A 14,735-nucleotide genomic window follows, 5' to 3' on the forward strand; every position below is an offset into this window, starting at 1 on the left:
TGCTCGTGAGCGCCGCCAGTTCCTCCGGCGGCGCGCACGAGCACGTCAGAGTCGCGCCCAGGCCTCCGTCAGCACGGAGCGCAGGATCTGCTCGATCTCGTCGAACTCCTTCGGTCCGATGGTGAGCGGCGGTGCGAGCTGCACGACGGGGTCGCCGCGGTCGTCCGCCCGGCAGTACAGGCCGGCGTCGAACAGCGCCTTCGAGAGGAAGCCGCGGAGCAGGCGCTCCGACTCCTCCGCGTTGAAGGTCTCCTTGGTCGTCTTGTCCTTGACCAGCTCGATCCCGAAGAAGTAGCCCGCGCCGCGGACGTCGCCGACGATCGGCAGGTCGAGCAGCTTCTCGAGCGTGGAGCGGAAGAGCGGCGAGTTCTCCCGCACGTTCTCGTTGAGCTTCTCCTCCTCGAAGATGTCGAGGTTCTCCAGCGCGACCGCGGCCGAGACGGGGTGCCCGCCGAAGGTGTAGCCGTGCGGGAAGGAGACCTCGCCGTGCCGGAAGGGCTCGTAGATGCGGTCGCTGACGATGGTGGCGCCGATGGGGGAGTAGCCGCTGGTCATGCCCTTCGCGCAGGTGATCATGTCCGGCACGTAGCCGTACTCGTCGCAGGCGAACATGTGGCCGATCCGCCCGAAGGCGCAGATCACCTCGTCCGAGACGAGGAGCACGTCGTGCCGGTCGCAGATCTCGCGCACCCGCTGGAAGTAGCCGGGCGGCGGGGGGAAGCAGCCACCGGAGTTCTGCACCGGCTCGAGGAAGACGGCGGCGACCGTCTCGGGGCCCTCGAACTCGATCATCTCCTCGATGCGGTCCGCGGCCCAGACGCCGAAGGCCTCCAGGTCGTCGCCGTGCTGGGGCGCGCGGTAGAAGTTGGTGTTCGGCACGCGGAAACCGCCGGGCACGATCGGCTCGAACATCGCCTTCATCGCCGGGATGCCGGTGATCGCCAGGGCGCCCTGCGGGGTGCCGTGGTAGGCGACCGAGCGCGAGATCACCTTGTGCTTGCCCGGCTTGCCCTGGAGCTTCCAGAAGTGCTTCGCCAGCTTGAAGGCCGTCTCGACGGCCTCACCGCCACCGGTCGAGAAGAACACGCGGTTGAGGTCGCCCGGTGCGTGATCCGCGAGGCGATCGGCGAGCTCGATCGCCGAGGGCGTCGCGTACGACCAGAGCGGGAAGAACGAGAGCTCGGCCGCCTGCTTGGCCGCGGCCTCCGCGAGCCGACGCCGGCCGTGGCCCGCGTTGACGACGAAGAGCCCGGAGAGCCCGTCGAAGTACTTCCGGCCCGTGCTGTCCCAGATGTGATGGCCCTCACCCCGGGTGATGATGGGGACCCCCGCGCCGGAGTCCATCACCGACTGCCGGGTGAAGTGCATCCAGAGGTGGTCCTTGGCCTTCTTCTGCAGCGCGGCGTCGTCGAAGCCGGCCGGGGCGTCCTCGCCCTTCACCGGATCGCCCGACGCGAGGCCCTGGCTCGAGAATGCTGTCTCTGTGGTCATCGGTTACCGCGTTCCCCAGTTGTAGAACTGCTTGTGGAGTTTCAGATAGACGAAGGTCTCGGTCGAGAGCACCCCCGGGAGCGACCGGATCTCCTGGTTGAGCAGGGCGATCAGGTCGTCGTCGTTCTCGCAGACGACCTCGGCGAGGATGTCGAAGGTGCCGGCCGTCAGCACCACGTAGTCCACGGCGGGGATCGCCGCGAGGCTGTCCGCGACCACCCTGGTGTCCCCGGTGACGCGGACCCCGATCATCGCCTGCCGGTAGAAGCCGAGCTGCATCGGGTCGGTCACGGCGACGATCTGCATCACGCCCGACTCGGTCAGCTTCTGCACCCGCTGGCGGACGGCCGCCTCGCTGAGCCCGACCGCCTTGCCGATCTCGGCGTAGGAGCGCCGGCCGTCGGCCTGCAGCTGCTCGATGATCGCCTTGGACACGTCGTCGAGCTGGAGCGGGCGCGGCGCAGGAGGGCGGGAGGGGCTCATGCGATGATCCTGGCAGCCTCGGCGGGGCCCGGCAAGTGAATCCGCATCGGCGAGGCGTCCCGGATGACGGAATCCACTGTCGCGGAAGCGCTCTCGCCCACGCGGAGGACGGTCGGTCCGATCCTCCGCGGGGGCGCTGCGGAGCGCCGCCGAGCGGGCGTCTCCAGTGCTCGCACAGCCGCTAGCATCGGAGGGATCGGCCCGCATGCGCGGAGCCGGCGGAGGCGAGGAGACGCGATGACGCAGATCGGCCGCAGCCGAGCGTCGGTGACCGTCCCCGTCTCGGCCTGGTCCTCGAGCACGCCCTCCGCGGAGGTCACCCTCGGCTGGGCGGCGCGCACCGAGGTCGGCCTGGTGCGCAGCGCCAACGAGGACAGCTACCTCGCGAAGACACCGCTCTTCGCCGTCGCCGACGGGATGGGCGGTCATGCAGCCGGAGAGGTGGCGAGCGACGCCGTCGTGTCCCGGCTCTCCCTCGCCGCGACCGGCAGCACCGTGGGAGCGGAGGAGATCGACCGCGCACTCCGTGAGGCCGTGGACTACATCGCCCGCCAGTCGCGCACCGCCGACGGCGGAACAGGGACCACCGTCACCGGAGCGGCACTGACCGCCGTGGGCGGCGAGCCCTACTGGTCCGTCTTCAACATCGGCGACTCGCGCGTCTACCTCTGCGTCCAGGGCGCCCTGGTCCAGCTGACGGTCGACCACTCGATCGTCCAGGAGCTCGTCGATGCCGGCCTGATCACCCGGGACGAGGCCGACGTGCACCCCCACAGCAACGTGATCACCAGGGCGGTCGGCTTCCACGAGCCGCCCGTCCCCGACTACCGCCTGGTTCCCGTCATCGCCCCGTCGCGGCTGCTGATCTGCTCGGACGGGCTCACCAAGGAGCTCACGGACGCGGGCCTCGAGCACGTGCTCTCCACCGCGGAGACGGCCCAGGACGCCGCCGACGGACTGGTCGAGGCGGCGCTCGGCAACGGCGGACGCGACAACGTGACGGTGATCGTCGTCGACGTGCTCGCCGTCACCGGCGAGAGCGACTGATCGCGGACCCGGGAGGCCCGCCGGAGCCCCGGGTAGCATGGGTCGAGGAGGGGTGGTCTCGGTGATCTGCAGCACGTGTGGCTCCACCCTCGATCCCGGGGCGATCCTCTGCGGAGAGTGCGGCACCTCGGTGGCCTCGCACGCGACTCCCGGCGCCTCCCGCCCCGCGTCGACCGGCGACACCACCGTCCTCGACCCCTCGCGCCGTGCCTGGCTCCCCGGTCTCGCACCGGGCCGGCACCGGCGGCCCGCTCCCGGGGCGCCCATGGCGCCGCCGAGTCAGGGGCTCGTGAAGCTGATCTTCGCCTCCGGGCAGCACGCCATCGTCACCGGCAGCGGTCTCATCGGCCGTCAGCCGCTGCCGGATGCGGGCGAGACCTTCCGGCACATCCTCGCGGTCCCCGATCCGACGCGCTCGCTGTCGAAGACGCACCTCGAGTTCGGCTTCGACGAGGGCGGCCTGTGGGTCAGCGATCGCTGGTCGGCCAACGGCACCGTGCTGGTCGCCCCGACGCAGGCCCCGCTCCCGCTCGAGGCGGGCCGCCGCTACCGCGCGAAGATCGGCAGCAGGCTCCTGCTGTCCGCGGTCGAGATGGCGGTGGAACGGGTCGACGGCTCCTCCACAGCCTCGAACCGTCCACCGATCACCCGCTGACCCACCGCGCGCGGCCGGCGTCCGCTTCGCTGGTCGGATGACGATCCAGCACCCCCGGGCACGGCTCCTGCCGCCCACTCCGCCGAGCACGCCGCCGCGGCCGCCGTTCCCGTGGATCGCGGCGCTGACCCCGGTGGTGTCGTCCCTCGTGCTGTACGCGCTGACCTCGTCGCCGTACACGCTGGCCCTCGCCGCTCTCGGGCCCGTGGTCGCGCTCGCCTCCTTCCTCGACGCGGCCCGTCTCCGTCGCCGCACCGCGCGGCGGGAGGCGGAGCGCTACTCCCGGGAGCTCGCGGAGCACACCGTCGCGACGGCCAAGGCGCGGGCGGAGGAGCTCGCCGCCCTCCGCCGCGCGTCGCCGCTCCCGCTCGAGGTCCTCGAGCAGCGCGTCCCGGCGGACGCCCGCTGGCGCCGGCCGGCGGAGGGACTCGAGGTCGTGCTCGGTCGGGCGAGGGGAACAGGGGAGGGCGCGTGGGAGGACCGGGAGGTGCTGCTGGCAGCGATGTCCTCGGGGATCGGCGTCGTCGGCCCCGCCGTCCTCACCCGCGCGCTGGTGCGGGGGCTCCTGGTGCAGATCGCGGAGCTCGTCGCGCCGGAAGCCCTCCGCATCGAACTGCCGGCCGGAACCGGCTGGCGCTGCCTCCGCGCTCTCCCGCACACGCGGTCGGTCGGCGCGCCGCTCACCCTCGCCGTCCTGGAGGAGGACGCGGCGACCGAGGCGGACGCCGTCCTCGCCCTCGCCGGCACGGCGGCCGAGCTGCCGAAGCGGTGCCGCTGCATCGTGCAGCTCGGCGGAGCCGGCGTCGCGAGCGTCGTCGGCCGGAGAGGGCCCGGCACCACGGAGCCGCTGGTCGTCGACTTCGTGGCTGCGGAGCAGGCGCGCGGCTACGCCGAGTCGCTCGCCGCCGCCCGCGGCGCAGGACCGGCGGAGCTCCCGGGGACCGTGCTGCTCTCCGACCTCGGTGGCCGGGACGGACCCGAGGACGGCACCGGCCTCCCGGTGCTGCTGGGGCGGACGCCGAGCGGCCCGATCGAGATCGATCTGGTCCGCGACGGACCGCACGCCGTCGTCGGCGGGACGACGGGGAGCGGCAAGAGCGAGCTCCTGATCGCCTGGGTCGTGGGGCTGGCGATCCGGCACCCGCCGACCGCCGTGACGTTCCTGCTCGCGGACTTCAAGGGCGGCGCGGGGTTCAGCGCGCTCCGGCCCCTCCCGCACGTGACCGGGGTGGTCACCGATCTCGACGCCGAGGGGGCTCTCCGCGCCTTCACCAGCATCGCCGCCGAGCTGCGCCGTCGCGAGGTGGTCCTCGCCGAGCGCGGCGTCCCGGACATCGCCCGGCTGGCACCCGGTGTGCTCCCGCGGCTGGTCGTCGTCGTCGACGAGTGCGCGGTCGTGCTGGAGCGCGCACCGGAGCTGCACCGCACCTTCGCCGACATCGCCGCGCGCGGGCGCTCGCTCGGCGTCCACCTCGTGCTCTGCACCCAGCGGCCGGTCGGCGTCGTCCGCGACGCGGTCGCGGCGAACTGCGGTCTCCGGATCGCGCTCCGGGTGCACGACGCCGCCGACTCGCGAGCACTGATCGGCTCGGACGCCGCCGCGCGGATCCCGCACCGCGCGGCGGGTCGGTGCGTGGTGTCGATCGGTGGACGCGGCCAGCTGATCCAGGCGGCCCTCGCGCAGGAGGACGACATCGCCAGGGCGAGGCGGAGCGGCGCCGGGTCGGCCCCGGCGCACCGGCCCTGGCTCGACCCGCTCCCCGACCGGATCCTCCTGCCGGAGCACCGGCGGACGGGCCGGATCGCGCTCGGCGTCGTCGACCGCCCGGCCGAGCAGCGCCAGGACGTCGTCCACCTCGATCACCGCTCCCTCCTCGTCCTCGGAGCAGCGGGCTCCGGTCGCAGCGGCGCGCTCCGCACGGTCGCCGCGCAGCTCGGCGGCGCTCGCACGGTCGGCCCGCTCGACGCCGAGGGGGCCTGGGACGCGATCGTCGCCGAGGAGGGGCCGTCCGGTCCGCTCCTGCTCGACGACCTGGATCTGCTGCTGCGACGCTGCACCGAGGACGAGCGCCGGCGACTCCTCGACGCCCTGCAGACGGCGCTCCGCTCCGGCGGGGAGCCGATCGTCGCCACCGCCCGCCGGGCGACCGACGGTCTCGCCGGTCTCCGGGACTCCTTCGACGACGTCCTGCTGCTGCGCGCCGCACACCGGCAGGAGCACCAGCTGCTCGCGCTGCACGGCGAGCCGTACCGCGGCGACCTGCCCCCGGGCGGCGGCTGGTGGCGCGGGGAGCGGATCCAGGTCTTCGCGCCGCCGCCGTCGCCGTCGGGCAGGCGTCCGGCGGCCGTGCCGGTCGTGCCGACGGGCGAGGAGCCCACCGCCGTCCTGACGAACCGCGCGGGAGCGTTGCGGGCGAGGCTCACCGCGGCCGGTGTCCCCGCGCTCCCGGTCCCGGTGGTGGCGGACGGGCTGCCTCCGGCCGGGGCGGCGATCCTCGGGTCGGTCGCGGAGTGGTCCGTGGCGAGGGCGCTCCTCGCCCGCCTCCGCGCAGGTGCGCCCGTCGTGCTCGACCTCCCCCCGGCCGAGGCGCGGGTCGTGCTGGGCCCGCTCCCGCCGGCACCTCTCTGCGCGGGCGACAGGGTGCTGCTCCTGATGGACGACTGTCTTCGTCGTGCGCGCTGGCCGGACGCCCCGGTGTCCTGACCATCGGCTCCGAACAGGAGGAATCCGTGGTCGGAGAGCCCTCGGAGCGCGGATTTCGTGACAATCATGTTTCCAGATCACCGATCTCCTCCGTCCGTCATCGACAGACGTCCGAGCACTGTGCCAGTATTTCCCCACGTTCACGCCGGTGGGCCCGAGCACCGACGCAGTCAGGAGCCGCAGCCATGACCCGTCCTCTCCCGAGGGACCCCGTCCTCCGCGAGGCCATCGCCGTCGCACGATCCCGCGAGCGGGAGCGGCGCGCGATGCTCTCGCGGCGCGCAGTCCTCGGCGGTCTCGGGCTCGGCGTCGGCGCGCTGGCGCTCGCCGGCTGCGCCCCGGTCTCGCGCGCCGCCCCCACCGCCGCGGTCGACGAGTCCGCCTCCGATCCGAGACTGGTCTGGGACAACTGGCCGGCCTACCTCGACGAGGACGACGACGGCGGCTACCCGACGCTGACGGCGTTCGAGGAGCAGTCCGGCATCTCCGTCACCTACAACGTCGCGGTCGACGACAACAACTCCTACTACGGCAAGGTCAAGGACCAGCTCGCGCTCGGCCAGTACATCGGCGCCGACACCGTCTGCCTGACCGAGTGGATGGTCTCGCGGCTGGCCCGGCGCGGCTACATCCAGGAGCTCGATCACGCGAACATCCCGAACATCGCGAACCTCACCCCCTCGCTCGCGAACCCCGACTTCGATCCGGGCCGCCACCGTTCCCTCCCGTTCCAGGCCGGCTTCGCCGGGATCTGCTGGAACAAGGAGAAGCTGCCGAACGGACTCGCGAGCGTGGAGGACCTCTGGGACCCGGCACTGCGCGGCCGGGTCGGCGTGCTCAGCGAGATGCGCGACACCATCGGACTGATCATGCTCGCCCAGGGCACCGACATCGCCGGCTCCTGGGGGGACGACGAGTTCATGAACGCGATCGACGTCTTCCGGAAGCAGGTCGACGAGGGCCAGATCCGCAACATCAAGGGCAACGCGTACCTCAACGACCTGCAGAACGAGGACACCCTCGCGGCGATCTGCTGGTCGGGCGACATCACGCTGATCAACACCGAGGCCGGCGACAAATGGGAGTTCGCGCTCCCCGACTCCGGCGGCACCCTGTGGAACGACACCTTCGTCGTGCCGATGGGCTCCCAGCGCAAGGCCAACGCGGAAGCGCTGATGAACTACTACTACGAGCCGGAGGTCGCCGCCGAGGTGGCCGCCTGGGTCAACTACATCACCCCCGTCGACGGAGCGAAGGACGCCATGGAGAGCATCGACCCGGAGCTGGCCGAGAACCAGCTGATCTTCCCCGACGAGGACACGCTCGCGCAGTCCCACATCTTCCGGACGCTCACCGCGGACGAGGAGAAGGACTACCAGGCCGAGTTCCAGAAAGTGCTGCTGGGCATCTGATGGCGATGGGAACCTTCGCCGAGCGCGGCGCCGACCTCGAGCTGGTCGGGATCAGCAAGCAGTACCCGGGCTTCACCGCCATCGACTCGCTGGATCTCACGATCCCCGCGGGCTCCTTCTTCGCCCTGCTCGGACCCTCCGGCTGCGGGAAGACGACCACCCTGCGGCTCGTCGCGGGCCTCGAGGAGCCCAGCGCCGGCCGGATCCTCATCGGCGGGAAGGACGTCACGGCTACCAAGACGTTCCAGCGCCCGGTCAACACCGTCTTCCAGTCGTACGCGCTGTTCCCGCACATGTCGATCCTCGAGAACGTCGCCTTCGGTCTCAAGCGCCGGCGGATCGACGACCCGGTCGGCAAGGCGCACGAGGCGCTCCGGCTGGTCGAGCTCGACCACCTCGCCCAGCGCCGCCCGGCCCAGCTCTCGGGCGGGCAGCAGCAGCGGGTCGCCCTCGCCCGGGCCATCGTCAACCGGCCCGCGCTCCTGCTCCTCGACGAGCCGCTCGGCGCGCTCGACCTCAAGCTCCGCCGACAGATGCAGCTCGAGCTGAAGTCGATCCAGGAGGAGGTCGGCCTCACCTTCCTGCACGTCACGCACGACCAGGAGGAGGCCATGACCATGGCCGACACGGTCGCGGTGATGAACAAGGGCAGGATCGAGCAGATGGGCGCCCCCGAGGCGCTCTACGAGCTCCCGCGGACGGTCTTCGTCGCGAACTTCCTCGGCCAGTCGAACCTCTTCACCGGCGAGGTCGTCGGCTCGACCGCCACCGCGCTGACGATCGCGGCCGGCGACGCCCGGATCGTCGTGCCCACCGCCCGTGCGGCTCGCGAGTCCGGCGAGATGACGATCGGCGTCCGCCCCGAGAAGCTCCAGCTGCTCACGGAGGCGCCGGCCGACTCGCCGGACCGCAACGTGCTGGGCCCGGGGCGCGTCGTCGACGTCTCCTTCAGCGGCGTCAGCACGCAGTACACGATCGAGATCCCGACGCTCGGCTCGATCGTCGTCTTCGCCCAGAACATGGTCTTCGGGCCGGTCGTCGGCGAGGGCGCGCAGGTCTGGGTCAGCTGGAGCATCGAGCACGGCTTCGGTCTGGCCGACGAGCCGGGCACCGTGCCCCGCTTCGCCGCCGACGACTCCACCCGCTCGATCGCCCTGCAGAAGCGCGGGCTGCTCGCCGGACGCTCCGGAGGGGCGTAGGCATGGCCTTCGCTGCGTTCGCGACCGGCTCTGCCGACACGCTCGATCCGCCGGTCCGCCGGCGGTCGACGATCGCCCTGGTGCTCCTGCTGCCGGGCATCGTCTACATGCTGCTCTTCTTCCTGACGCCGCTGATCTCGCTCGTGCTGACCTCGTTCCAGGTCGAGGTGCCGGACGGGGACATCGGCGAGTACGCGCCGGGCTTCGCCTGGCAGAACTACCTCGTCGTGATGGCCGACTACTGGCCGCACGCGATCCGCTCCTTCGGCTACGCGCTGATCGCCACGGTGCTCGCGCTCGTCATCAGCTACCCGCTCGCCTACTTCATCGGAGTGAAGGCGCGGCCGTGGCCGCTGCTGCAGAACCTGCTGCTGACGCTGGTGATCGCGCCGTTCTTCATCAGCTTCCTGCTGCGCACGCTGGCGTGGAAGCAGATCCTCGCCGACGAGAGCCCGCTCGTGCAGGCCCTCAAGACCGTCGCGATCCTGCCCTCCGACGGCCACCTCACGGGGACTCCGATCGCCGTCGTCTTCGGCATCACCTACAACTTCATCCCCTTCATGACCCTGCCGCTGTACACGACGCTGGAGCGGCTGGACACCCGGCTGCTCGAGGCCGGCTCCGACCTCTACGCGCACCCCGCCTCGGTGTTCTGGAAGGTCACGGTGCCGCTCTCGATGCCCGGCATCGTCTCGGGCACGCTGCTCACCTTCATCCCGGCCGCGGGCGACTACATCAATGCGAGCCGGGACTTCCTCGGCTCGTCGCAGACCTCGATGGTGGGCAACGCGATCGAGGCGAACTTCCTGACCCTCGAGAACTACCCGGCCGCCGCCGCGCTGTCGATCGTCCTGATGGCCGTGATCCTGGTCATCGTCGGCTTCTACGTGAAGCGCAGTGGAACGGAGGACCTCCTGTGACCGCCACCGCCGACCGCCCCGTCGCGAGCGCCCAGGAGGCGCTGGGAGCACCCGCTCCCGCGCCGGTGCGAGGCCCCCGCCGCTTCAAGGGCCTCGGGCTCGGGATCTACACCACCCTCGCCCTGATCTTCCTGCTGATCCCCATCGGCTACACCTTCGTCTACTCGTTCAACGACTCGGGCAAGAGCAACCTCGCCTGGCGGGGCTTCACCTTCGACAAGTGGGTCTCGGCCTGGACGAGCGAGGAGGTGATGACGGCGTTCGGCAACAGCCTGCTGGTCGGCGTCGTCGCGACGGTGCTGGCCACCGCACTCGGGACGATGATCGCCATCGCACTCGTGCGGTTCCGCTTCCGGTTCCGCTCGGCGATCAGCCTGCTGCTGTTCCTGCCGATGGCCACCCCAGAGGTGGTGCTCGGCGCCGGACTCGCCGCCCAGTTCCTCGCGCTCGGCACCGAGAAGGGCCTCGTCACGATCATCCTGGCGCACACGATGTTCTGCATCAGCTTCGTCGTGGTGACGGTGAAGGCGCGCGTCGCGAGCCTCGACCCGCGACTCGAGGAGGCGGGGCGCGACCTCTACGCCTCACCGGCCCAGGTCTTCTGGCGGATCACCTTCCCGCTGCTGCTGCCCGGCATCCTCGCGGCGGCATTGCTCTCGTTCGCGCTGAGCTTCGACGACTTCATCATCACGAACTTCAACTCCGGGTCCGTCACCACGTTCCCGAAGTACATCTACATCGCGGCGGCCCGCGGCATCCCCGCCGAGGCGAACGTGATCGCCTCGGCGGTGTTCGTGCTGGCGATCCTCATCGTCGTCGTCACGCAGGTGTCGGCGGCGGCCCGGGCGAAGCGGCTGGCGCGCACGCAGTAGCGGCGCGACCGGCCGCTCCGGCGGCGCCCCGGCGCCTCAGACGTAGGAGGCGCGGACCGCGCCGACCGGCTTGCCGCCGCCGGTGACCACCGGGTTGAGCCGCACCAGCACCTCGTTCGCCGCCGTGCGGTCCACGGTGCCCGCCTCCACCAGCAGCTTGAGCGCGACCACCGTGGCGGCGCGCAGGCTGCCGTCGAGGATCTTCAGCGCGACCGTCGTTCCGTCGGGCGAGGCCATCACGAGCACTCCCTCCGCGCCGAGCTTCGCGACCAGGCCGAGCCGCTCGATCACGACGGTGTTGTCGCGACCCGGCCCGTCCAGCGCCCATGCGTTCTCGAGGATCGCCTCGGTGAGCACGCCCGCCTGCCGGTAGAGCCCGAACGGCGAGGCGGGGGAGGAGGAGACGATCCGCGAGATCCCCTTCGCCAGCGCGGTCAGCGGCAGTGCGTGCACCGGTGCGCCGCAGCCGTCGACGGCCGAGCCGGCGATCCGCTCGCCGGTCAGGCGCTCGATCGTGTCCACGATGTGCTGCTGCAGCGGGTGCGAGCGCTCGAGGTAGTCGTCGGTGCTCCAGCCGTTCTGCACGCAGGCGAGCAGCATCGCCGCGTGCTTGCCGGAGCAGTTCATGTACAGCGGGTCCGCGCTCGCGCCGGCGCGCAGCAGCTTGGTGCGCGAGGCCGAGTCGCTCGGCCAGTCGGCCGGGCACTGCAGGGCGGTGTGGTCGAGGCCCGCGCGGAAGAGCAGGTTCTGCACCAGGGCGACGTGCTGCGGGATGCCGGCGTGGCTCGCGGTCGCGATCACCGCCTCCGCCCCGCTCAGCTCGACGCCGGCGGTCATCACGGCGAGGGCCTGGAAGGGCTTCAGGCAGGAGCGGGGGAGGACCGGCGCCGTCGGGGTGCCCAGGGTGCGGGCGACGCGGCCGTCGGAGTCGAGGAGCACGGCCGATCCGGCGTGGCGCGACTCGACGAAGCCGGAGCGCTCGACCACCGCCAGTTCGACGGACTCGGCGAGGGTGAAGGTACCTGCGGACATCCCCCCATCTTGCCCGACGGCCCGGCGCCTCCTGGGCGGAGGGGCCGGGCCGTCGACGGAGCGGGCGGTGCTCAGAGGGTCGCGAACGCCTCGCCGAGCACGGCCACGGCCTCGTCCAGCAGCTCGTCCGTGAGGGCGAGGCTGGGGAGGAAGCGCACCACGTTGCCGTAGGTGCCGGCGCTGAGCACGAGCACGCCGTGCTTGGCGGCGTAGTCGATGATCGCGGCGACCGCCGCGGTGTTCGGTCGCTTGGTCGTCTGCGCGGTCCCGGGCTCGACGAGCTCGATCGCCATCATCGCGCCGATGCCGCGCACGTCGCCGATGATGTCGTAGCGCTCCTGCAGGGCGTGCAGCGCGGCACCGAGGCGGGCGCCGATCCGGTCGGCCTCGGCGAGGAGGCCGTCCTGCTCGATCCGCTCGAAGACCGCGACGGCTGCGGCCGCCGCGACGGGGTTGCCGCCGAAGGTGCCGCCGAGGCCGCCGGCCTGCGCGGAGTCCATGATCTCGGCCCGGCCGGTGACGCCGGCGAGCGGCAGGCCGCCCGCGATGCCCTTGGCCGAGAGAACCAGGTCCGGGACGAGGCCGAAGTGCTCGCTGGCGAACCAGGCGCCGGTGCGGGCCATGCCCGACTGGATCTCGTCCGCGACGAAGACGATGCCGTTCGCGGTGCACCACTCCTGCAGGGCCGGCAGGAAGCCCTGCGCCGGGACCATGAAGCCGCCCTCGCCCTGGACGGGCTCGACGACGAGGCAGGCCAGCGCGGAGGCACCCACCGTCTTCTCGAGGTACGAGATCGTCTGCTCGGCCGCTTCGGCGCCCGAGAGGCCGTCGTGGTACGGGTAGGAGCTCGGCGCGCGGTGGACGTCGCTCGCGAACGGGCCGAAGCCGAGTCCGTAGGGGAGCGCCTTGAAGTTCATCGCCATCGTCAGGTTCGTGCGGCCGTGGTAGGCGTGGTCCAGCACTGCGACGCCGGGGCGGCCGGTGTGCTTGCGGGCGATCTTGACCGCGTTCTCAACGGCCTCGGCGCCGGAGTTGACCAGCACGGTCTTCTTCGCGTGGTCGCCGGGGGTGTGCTCGCCGAGCAGCTCCGCGACGCGGATGTACGGCTCGTAGGGCGTGACGGTGAAGAGCGTGTGGGTGAGGCGGCCGAGCTGCGCGGTGGCGGCGGCGACGACCGCGTCGTCGGTGTGGCCGATCGTCGTCACGCCGATGCCGGCGCCCAGGTCGATGAACTGGTTGCCGTCGACGTCGACGAGGATCGCGCCGTGCGCGCGGTCGATGTAGACGGGGAGCGCGGTGCCGACTCCGGTGGGGACGACGGCGAGGCGGCGCTCGTGCAGAGCCCTCGATCGCGGCCCCGGGATCTCGGTCGCGACGCGACGCTCCTGGGGGACGGCCGACGTGGGAACCTGGGGAGCGAGCGTGTCTGTCATGGTCCCCCGAGTGTACCCGCGGGCCTCGGAGCAGCAGGGGTCCAGACCGCCGAGACCGGCCTGAACCACGGCCCAGAAGGAGGATTCCGATGAAAGCGGAGCACGATTACGCCGTATCCGTCGTCTGGGAGGGCAATCGCGGCACCGGCACCAGCGGCTACCGGGACTACGGGCGCCAGAACGTCCTCGTCGCCGAGGGCCCGCCGCCGATCCTCGCCTCGGCCGACAAGCCCTTCCGCGGCGACCCGGACCGCTGGAACCCCGAGCAGCTGCTGCTCGCCGCCCTCGCGCAGTGCCACCTGCTCTCGTTCCTGCACGTCGCGGTCAAGAACGGCGTCGTCGTGACCGAGTACGTCGACGACGCCGCCGGGCGGATGGTGCAGGAGGGCGAGGGCGGGCGCTTCGTCTCCGTGACCCTCCGGCCTCGGGTCCGCGTCGCGCACGAGTCGATGGTCGAGCTCGCGCAGTCGCTGCACGGCGAGGCCTCGCGGCTGTGCTTCATCGCGAACTCGGTGAGCTTCCCCGTGGGACACGAGCCGCAGACCTCGGCGGCCGACGCGCACTGATCCGGGCGGGCTCGGGCAGCGGCGACCGGAGCGGTCAGCGCCGCTCGTGCGGCAGCGCCCGTCGGATCTTCTCGACCGCGGTGACCGGCGGCGACTCGTTGTAGACGCCCGCGGCCTCCTGGCCCGAGAGCGCGTGGATCGCGGTCATCACCTCGTCGGTCGCGTGCCGGCGCGCGCGACCCGAGTCGGCCGAGCCGTGCCGGGAGAGGTCGAGCGGATCGCCGAAGCGCACCGTGATCCGGTGCAGGCGGGGGATCCTCGAGCCGACGGGCTGCAGCTCCTGGGTGCCGACCAGCCCGACCGGCACGACCGGTGCGCCGGTGGTGAGGGCGAGCCACGCCACTCCGGTGCGCCCGCGGTAGAGGCGGCCGTCGCGCGAGCGCGTGCCCTCGGGGTAGACGGCGAACGCCTCGTCGCGCTCGAGGATCGCGCGGCCGAGGTCGAGGGCCTCCTGCGCGGCCTGGCCGGCGCCGCGCTCGACGGGCACCGCTCCGACCGCCGTGAAGAACGAGCGCGACGCGGCGCCGCGTGCTCCGGTGCCGGTGAAGTAGTCGGCCTTCGCGAGGAACTGCACCGGCCGCGGCGCCAGCAGGGTCAGGACGGGGGAGTCGATGAACGACAGGTGGTTGCTGGCGAGGATGACCCGGCCGGTGCGCGGGACGTTGTCGCGGCCCTCGACGATCGGGCGGTAGATCATCCGGCCGAGGCGGCTCATCGTGAAGCGGGCCACGCGCGCGGAGACGCCGATCCCCGGGGGTGTCGGCGGTGCGGGAGCGTCGTCGGTCGGCATTCGCCCGACGCTACCGGCGGGTGCATGCCGCTCGGGTCATGCTCCGCCGACCGCTCCGCCGGGGCCCTTCTCGCGGGCCGGGGCGGACGACCGCGGGCCGCCCCTCGTGACGAGGAGCGGCCCGCAGGTCG

Annotated in this window: 13 protein-coding genes; 8 read left to right on the plus strand and 5 right to left on the minus strand. The window is 72.1% G+C overall.

Features of this window, described 5'->3' with window-relative positions; translation table 11 throughout:
• Nucleotides 1–45: 45 nt before the first annotated feature.
• On the minus strand, nt 46–1,368 hold the full coding sequence (locus MT355_RS06735) for an aspartate aminotransferase family protein (protein ID WP_243599284.1): 1,323 nt from the start codon (nt 1,366–1,368) through the stop codon (nt 46–48).
• 126 nt (nt 1,369–1,494) lie between these two features.
• Complete coding sequence (locus MT355_RS06740) at nt 1,495–1,974, minus strand: Lrp/AsnC family transcriptional regulator (RefSeq protein WP_123445514.1); 480 nt, start codon at nt 1,972–1,974, stop codon at nt 1,495–1,497.
• Between the two features lie 237 nt (nt 1,975–2,211).
• On the opposite strand from MT355_RS06740, the gene MT355_RS06745 reads away from it, so the two are divergent.
• The 7 genes from MT355_RS06745 to MT355_RS06775 all read left to right on the plus strand — a co-directional run bounded on the left by MT355_RS06745 (nt 2,212) and on the right by MT355_RS06775 (nt 10,783).
• Nucleotides 2,212–3,021, plus strand: coding sequence for a PP2C family serine/threonine-protein phosphatase (locus MT355_RS06745; RefSeq protein ID WP_243598970.1), 810 nt, complete (start codon nt 2,212–2,214; stop codon nt 3,019–3,021).
• Nucleotides 3,022–3,082: 61 nt separating this feature from the next.
• Nucleotides 3,083–3,676, plus strand: coding sequence for a hypothetical protein (locus MT355_RS06750; RefSeq protein WP_243586517.1), 594 nt, complete (start codon nt 3,083–3,085; stop codon nt 3,674–3,676).
• Nucleotides 3,677–3,713: 37 nt separating this feature from the next.
• Nucleotides 3,714–6,380: an FtsK/SpoIIIE domain-containing protein gene (locus tag MT355_RS06755; protein ID WP_243598971.1), complete on the plus strand. Its 2,667-nt coding sequence runs from the start codon at nt 3,714–3,716 to the stop codon at nt 6,378–6,380.
• Nucleotides 6,381–6,565: 185 nt separating this feature from the next.
• On the plus strand, nt 6,566–7,792 hold the full coding sequence (locus MT355_RS06760; RefSeq protein WP_123445518.1) for a PotD/PotF family extracellular solute-binding protein: 1,227 nt from the start codon (nt 6,566–6,568) through the stop codon (nt 7,790–7,792).
• A complete protein-coding gene (locus tag MT355_RS06765) occupies nt 7,792–8,991 on the plus strand; it encodes an ABC transporter ATP-binding protein (protein ID WP_123735372.1) in 1,200 nt (399 codons plus the stop codon). The genes MT355_RS06760 and MT355_RS06765 overlap by 1 nt, the downstream gene beginning before the upstream one ends.
• 2 nt (nt 8,992–8,993) lie before the next feature.
• A complete protein-coding gene (locus MT355_RS06770; protein WP_123732044.1) occupies nt 8,994–9,911 on the plus strand; it encodes an ABC transporter permease in 918 nt (305 codons plus the stop codon).
• A gap of 104 nt (nt 9,912–10,015) precedes the next feature.
• Nucleotides 10,016–10,783: an ABC transporter permease gene (locus tag MT355_RS06775; RefSeq protein ID WP_243599285.1), complete on the plus strand. Its 768-nt coding sequence runs from the start codon at nt 10,016–10,018 to the stop codon at nt 10,781–10,783.
• 36 nt (nt 10,784–10,819) lie between these two features.
• On the opposite strand, the gene MT355_RS06780 is transcribed toward MT355_RS06775, so the two are convergent.
• Together MT355_RS06780 and gabT are read right to left on the minus strand one after the other, a co-directional pair.
• Nucleotides 10,820–11,815: an asparaginase gene (locus MT355_RS06780; protein WP_123702932.1), complete on the minus strand. Its 996-nt coding sequence runs from the start codon at nt 11,813–11,815 to the stop codon at nt 10,820–10,822.
• A gap of 71 nt (nt 11,816–11,886) precedes the next feature.
• Nucleotides 11,887–13,248: a 4-aminobutyrate--2-oxoglutarate transaminase gene (gene gabT / locus MT355_RS06785; protein WP_123445522.1), complete on the minus strand. Its 1,362-nt coding sequence runs from the start codon at nt 13,246–13,248 to the stop codon at nt 11,887–11,889.
• An 89-nt stretch (nt 13,249–13,337) separates the two neighbouring features.
• Here gabT and MT355_RS06790 point away from each other — a divergent pair, with 89 nt between their 5' ends.
• A complete protein-coding gene (locus MT355_RS06790; protein ID WP_243598972.1) occupies nt 13,338–13,814 on the plus strand; it encodes an OsmC family protein in 477 nt (158 codons plus the stop codon).
• 34 nt (nt 13,815–13,848) lie between these two features.
• Here the strand turns inward: MT355_RS06790 and MT355_RS06795 are convergent, their stop codons facing one another.
• Nucleotides 13,849–14,604: a lysophospholipid acyltransferase family protein gene (locus tag MT355_RS06795; protein ID WP_374204643.1), complete on the minus strand. Its 756-nt coding sequence runs from the start codon at nt 14,602–14,604 to the stop codon at nt 13,849–13,851.
• Nucleotides 14,605–14,735 lie beyond the last annotated feature (131 nt).

It is taken from the genome of Rathayibacter sp. VKM Ac-2929 (assembly GCF_022815495.1).
In the GTDB taxonomy this organism is placed as follows: Bacteria; Actinomycetota; Actinomycetes; order Actinomycetales; family Microbacteriaceae; genus Rathayibacter; species Rathayibacter festucae.